Source organism: Clostridium sp. FS41 (assembly GCF_000954015.1).
In the GTDB taxonomy this organism is placed as follows: Bacteria; Bacillota; Clostridia; order Lachnospirales; family Lachnospiraceae; genus Enterocloster; species Enterocloster citroniae.
Genome location: NZ_JYHN01000079.1, coordinates 1 through 591 on the forward strand (window position 1 = coordinate 1; position 591 = coordinate 591).

Annotated in this window: 2 tRNA genes and 1 rRNA gene; all 3 read right to left on the bottom strand. The window is 47.7% G+C overall.

Features of this window, described 5'->3' with window-relative positions:
* Positions 1–102: 102 nt before the first annotated feature.
* A tRNA-Ala gene (locus CLFS41_RS25505) sits at positions 103–175 on the bottom strand.
* A gap of 213 nt (positions 176–388) precedes the next feature.
* A tRNA-Ile gene (locus CLFS41_RS25510) sits at positions 389–462 on the bottom strand.
* Positions 463–470: 8 nt separating this feature from the next.
* Positions 471–588: ribosomal RNA gene (gene rrf, locus CLFS41_RS25515) — 5S ribosomal RNA — on the bottom strand.
* Positions 589–591 lie beyond the last annotated feature (3 nt).

Sequence of the window (591 nt, forward strand, 5' to 3'; positions counted from 1 at the left end):
TTGTTTATTCTATATATAAATATATAGGATACTCAATTCATTTATTTCAATATGCGGTTTTCAAGGTACGTATCGGAACCAGCTGTTACAGCTAATTCCTAATGGAGATGGAGAGATTCGAACTCTTGACCCCCTGCTTGCAAGGCAGGTGCTCTCCCAACTGAGCTACACCCCCACGTTATGGTTACACGTAATATTTACGGTGCTGGTCTTCCCTCTTGCGAGGCAATTCCTATCTTCTTGGTCATTATTCTATTTATATCTGAAGAAACTTCAGAACCAGCGGATTAAAGCGATGTCTTCTCTTGTGAGTTTTGGTCGCATTTACCCCAGTGGGTTTAAGTGGGCCTTACCTCCCCTGCGAAAGATATGGGTGGCACTTCCCAAATGGGCTTAAGTGGACTCGAACCACCGACCTCACGCTTATCAGGCGTGCGCTCTAACCGGCTGAGCTATAAGCCCGGTTAAAAATCCGGCAGCCACCTGCTCTCCCATGCCGTCTCCAGCATAGTACCATCGGCCGCTTAGGTCTTAACCATCGTGTTCGGGATGGGAACGGGTGTTTCCCCTAAGCGCATCGCCACCGGAAAT